The 5,053-nt window shown below is 45.6% G+C and carries 6 protein-coding genes; 2 read left to right on the top strand and 4 right to left on the bottom strand.

Translation table 11 applies throughout. The features are described from left to right. Together AC1DUA_RS22680 and AC1DUA_RS22685 are read right to left on the bottom strand one after the other, a co-directional pair. The coding region (locus tag AC1DUA_RS22680) for a GDSL-type esterase/lipase family protein (RefSeq protein WP_477501930.1) at positions 1-388 on the bottom strand (388 nt) is incomplete at its 3' end. A 93-nt stretch (positions 389-481) separates the two neighbouring features. After that, entirely contained in the window at positions 482-766 is a 285-nt protein-coding gene (locus AC1DUA_RS22685; protein WP_477501931.1) for a hypothetical protein, read from the bottom strand. A gap of 155 nt (positions 767-921) precedes the next feature. Between AC1DUA_RS22685 and AC1DUA_RS22690 the strand changes: the two genes are divergently transcribed. Next, positions 922-2,088: a M20 family metallopeptidase gene (locus AC1DUA_RS22690; RefSeq protein ID WP_477501932.1), complete on the top strand. Its 1,167-nt coding sequence runs from the start codon at positions 922-924 to the stop codon at positions 2,086-2,088. Positions 2,089-2,495: 407 nt separating this feature from the next. Here AC1DUA_RS22690 and AC1DUA_RS22695 read toward each other — a convergent pair whose 3' ends face one another. Both AC1DUA_RS22695 and AC1DUA_RS22700 read right to left on the bottom strand, forming a co-directional pair. After that, positions 2,496-3,815 (bottom strand): MFS transporter, encoded by a 1,320-nt coding sequence (locus AC1DUA_RS22695; protein ID WP_477501933.1) that lies wholly within the window; start codon positions 3,813-3,815, stop codon positions 2,496-2,498. Positions 3,816-3,887: 72 nt separating this feature from the next. Next, on the bottom strand, positions 3,888-4,769 hold the full coding sequence (locus AC1DUA_RS22700; RefSeq protein WP_477501934.1) for a DMT family transporter: 882 nt from the start codon (positions 4,767-4,769) through the stop codon (positions 3,888-3,890). Between the two features lie 74 nt (positions 4,770-4,843). Between AC1DUA_RS22700 and AC1DUA_RS22705 the strand changes: the two genes are divergently transcribed. Beyond that, on the top strand, positions 4,844-5,053 hold a 210-nt coding region (locus AC1DUA_RS22705), incomplete at its 3' end, for a hypothetical protein (RefSeq protein ID WP_477501935.1).

Raw genomic sequence — 5,053 nt, forward strand, 5'->3', positions numbered from 1 at the left:
GGGTATCGATACCTTGCCGCAGCGTTTCTATTTGCACCATGATTTCTTTGTAATTCGATTCGTAGGTTTGAAGTGCAGACTTTAGAAAGGCAGGGTCATTCTGATAAAAGAAAGGAATTGCCGCTTGGATTAAATCATTCCCGCCAGCTGTAATCGTTATGATATCCGCTTCCTGGATACCCTTCTGAATTTGCGGATCGGAATCGAGCGTTTGGAGCAATTCGCTAGTCGTAGCACCGTTCGTACCCGCTTGGATTAATTGAACAGGAACGTTAAGCCACTGCTCTACCTTCATCTTAAAGCTGTACACGAATCCGCGACCTTCCGGTGCACCAAAACCAACGGTTAGTGAATCGCCAAATGCCAAATAGTTAATCGTTTTATCCATGCTATCCTCTCCCTAAAGCCTGACGTAGGATAGTATATGCGTCAGCGCCCAGTTTGGGAAGGGACACTCTCACCAGATGTAAGGCAAGATTTTTTATACGTTTACATGCCCCTGAACAAAATTTTCGATTTGCGCTTTTTCCGCGTACGTGAATTGAAACTCGCAATCGCAGCCCTCGTCATGAAGCACCATTTGAACAATGTCTCCCTCCAAATTGCAAATCACAAGAATAGATGGATCGATAAGATCCTCCGGAAACGTCTCACCAGCTTCCAGATGCATCCTTAGATACATGTCGCGCCATTGTCCACGTACTTCCGATTCAATAAAAGATAATGTAAATTTGTGTTCAACGTGCTCTGCGCCATATTTCATCATCCGATTATTCCCCCATAACATAATTTTCTCTGTAAGCAGATCTTTTCTATATGAACTTCGTTCACTTATTGTAACTCAGAGCTCCTGAAAGTGGTAGTTTGCGCCTCTTTATACTACAATAAAGAAAGTAATAAGATAAAGGAGCCTTCTCACTTATGAAATCAACCATCACACAAACCATTGACAATAACGCGGATAGATTCAAAGCAATTTCCAGCTTTATCGGAGCGAATCCGGAGCTCGGACATGAAGAGTTTCAGGCTTCCGCTCGTTTAACGGAAGAGCTGGAACATCACGGTTTCCATGTTGAGCGTGGCGTATTAGATATTCCAACAGCTTTCATAGCCACCTATGATTCCGGAAAAGCAKGACCTGTCGTTGGCTTCTTAGCAGAGTATGACGCTTTACCGGATCTGGGACATGCCTGCGGACATCACTTGATCTGCATGATGAGCATTGGTGCAGCGATCGGGCTGAAGTCTGTTCTGGCCGAAACAGGCGGCAGTATTCGTCTGTATGGAACTCCGGCCGAGGAAACCAAAGGTGCAAAAGTGCCCATGGCCGAAGCAGGACTCTTCCGCGACGTGGACATCGCCTTGATGGCGCATCCTTATTACACCTACGAAAAATCGGGTGAATCCCTGGCAATGGATGCGATTCAGTACGAATTTTTCGGCCGTTCCGCGCATGCCGCGGCACAGCCTTATGAAGGCGTTAACGCGCTGGATGCGGTGCTCCAGCTTTTCAATTCCATCAATGCGCTGCGCCAGCAGATGAAATCCGACGCGCGCATTCACGGCATTATTAGCGAAGGCGGCAAGGCGCCTAACATTATCCCTGACTATGCCGTCGCTCAATTCTATGTCCGGTCAGCGACTCGTACCTATACGGATGAGCTCGTCCAGAAAGTGCTCCACTGCGCGGAGGGCGCTGCTTTACAAACAGGCTGCACACTCAAAACGTCCTTCTACGAATATTCGTATGACGAGCTGCGCACGAACGAAACGTTATCCCAAGTGTTCTCGGATCAACTTAATGAAATGGGCATCGATCCGAAGGACATTGAAATCGGCAAGGACCACGGCTCGCTTGATCTGGGCAATGTATCGATTCAATGTCCAACGATTCACCCCTTCGTCAAGGTCGTTGGCCAGAAGCATATGCTGCATACCAAAGAGTTCCGCGATCTAGCGCTGCAAGAGCCTGCTCTGGACGCTATGATTTTCACAGCCAAAGCGCTTGCTAACACAGCTTATGAAGTCCTATGCCGCCCAGAACTACTGCAAAAAATCAAAAATGAGTTTGCCTCTACAACGAAATAAGACAGAAAAAGGGGTTGTCACAACAGGACTTGAAAGTCCTGAGGGACAGCCCCTTTTTACGTGTTCCAGCGGTACGCTCCAATTAGCCTCAGCAGCTGAAATAGATGGAATAACTGCCGTTAATCTTAGTTGCACAGTAGCAGCGAATGAAATAGCGGCGGAAACCCCAGCTAAATCGTCGAGAGCTGGACGAAATCCGCTAAAATGAGTGAAATTAGCAGTATCAATTCCAGTTATTTGGCATAAAACGGGTTTGTGAGACAAAATAGCAGGAGCAATCGGAGTTAATTACAAGTAACCCCTCCACTCCGTGCACAGTTCCAGCGGTTTGCTCCAATTAGCCACCTCAAGTGAAAGGCTAAGCCGCCATCGCGTCAACCGCCGCAGGAATAATGGTCTGCACGGGTTTACGCCGTAACACCTGAAGCTGCAGTTGTTGCCATTGCCTCCCTGTAGCTCTTCTCCGCCTTTTCTTTACGCTCTTCGAGCTGAGCCAGAATGGCGTAAAACATAGCCATCCCAATGACCCCGCTAATCGCAATGAGCGTTGCCATTATCCAAGATGGCATCCAGCCACCAAGGATCACACCAATACCTCCGAGCAGTGTTGCTCCTTTGTACACCATCCCGAAGAGAGCCATGTACGAGCTTCTTGCATGGTCAGGTGCAATGTTACCTAAGTACGCCTGTTTAATCGGCACATACATTAGTTCGCCAACGGTTGCAATGAACATCGAAAGCAGCAGCAGCCCAGGTTGATTGCTATAAGCTAAATAGCTATAACCCAGAATGTAACAAGCATAGCCGACAAACAGCACTTTGCTATCTGAGAACCGCCGCATCAAAACTCCCATGAGCACGGAAAGCACAACAACGAGTACGGTATTTTCCGTGCGGATAAAACCTAACATTTTGAGACCATCTACCGTCCAGGATGACTCCATCCAAGGGATGAACGGAGCAGATACCATCTCTTTTTCCAATCGGACACCGACATAATTCCCTAGATGAAACTCGACAGAGACCAACAATAAAGACGCGACTGTGAAGATCATGAAAGTTTTATCATACAGCACCAGCTTGTAATTGGACCATATGGACGTCTTTCCTTGAAGGCTGCCCCCCGCTCCACCACGATCAGATAGCGGTTTCGGCTCATAGACCTCATGAATAAAGAAATAAGTAATAATTAGCGATATCAAACCAATGACCGATAAGCCAATGAACAACTCAAACAAGTAGGATTTGAATAAGAACGCCCCTGCTATACCAGCGATCGCAAAAGATAAGTTGTTCATCCAGTACATAATGGCATACATGTATTTACGAATATCAGGAGCTGTAACGTCGAGCAACATCGCATCATTCGCGGGTCCATGAACACCCCAAAACATGCTCACCAAAATCATCAGTGCAAACGTCATCCACGGTGACGACAGCCATGGCGAATTAGACAAAGCCATGCCTAGAAAGCAGAACATCCAACCGATCTCTGCTGTCAGCATCAGCTTTTTACGACCAATTCGATCCGCATAATAACCGCCTACAATACCCGCGATGACACCCGCTAGAATACCGAAAATGACAACAAGTCCAGCGCTCGTATCACCTAATTTACCAGAGAAGTAAATGGACATGAAGGGAAGCACCATGTTGTTCGCGGTACCGGAAATGAATGAAAGGCCGATTCTTAATTTAACATTACGATGAAAATCGCGAAATCTCACGTTATCCCTCCAAGTGGAAAAACAAATCTGCCGAGCCTCGTATTTTACCTTCGTTCAATTAATACTTAAAAATTATTTTTTCTCGTTACTGCGTAAAAACAAGCCAACCCCGACTAACAACAGACATCCCGCCAAAAGCTGGATCGTAGTAATCTTTTCGCCAAGTAAAAAATAAGCCAATATAGACGCACCAAGCGGTTCGCCCAAGACAGTCATCGACACCGAAGAAGCCTTCATATACTTGAGCAGCCAGTTAAATACATAATGACCGAAGACCGTTGGGATGATTGCAAGCAGCAGGAAAACGCCCCACTCTTTCGCTGGATAAGCTGTGAATGAGGTTCCCGTAATTACGTTCGTGACAGCAAGTACGAGCCCAGCGAACAGGAAAACAAAAAAGCTGTACACGAAAGCGGAGATTCGCTCTCTCAAGCCTTTGCCCCAAAGCATGTGAAGTGCAACCGCCACGGTTCCAATGAGGGATAAAAAGTCACCTTTCAATGCTGCTCCTGAGAATTGAAAGTCGCCCCATCCAATACATATAGCACCAACTATAGCCACACACATCGCCATTACAGCTGCTCGATTCGTTCTTTGCCCATAGATCAGAAACGCCCCGACTAGAACAAAAATAKGCTCTAATGTGAGAATCGCCGTCGAACTTGCAACCGTCGTAAATCGAAGGGAATCCATCCAGAATAGAAAATGCAAGCCAAGCGCGATACCGGATGCCGCTGTTCGCATCCAATCTCTTAGGCGAATTCTAGTAATCTCTGACCGATAACTCCATAGAAACGGCAGCATTAATACATTCGTCATCAACAAACGATACATAGCCGTGACAGCGGCAGGTGCATCAGACCATCTAACAAAAATAGCTGAAAATGAGATCGCGATAATGCCGATTAACAAAAAAACAGGAATTGGTACTCTCGTTTTATTCATTGCATTCATCTTACAAAACTCCTTGCTGCGTAGTTACCTTGTAGTTGCCAAATACCAAATCATTATATAGGAGGATGCCTGGATTGCCAATCTTTTTTAGACATTGTTCAATTATTGACAGTCGAGAAATCGCTTTAGATTCACTGCGAATATTACAATTTCTAAAAAATACAGCCTATTACATCAATGAAATAAAAATATACAGTAGATATAAAAAAAAAGTTACCTTATTTTGTAGTTGTAAGCGAGTTATAACTTTTTTAAAGATTCTAGTTAAACAAAAGGGTTGGAGG

It is taken from the genome of Paenibacillus sp. 01T422 (genome assembly GCF_056398785.1).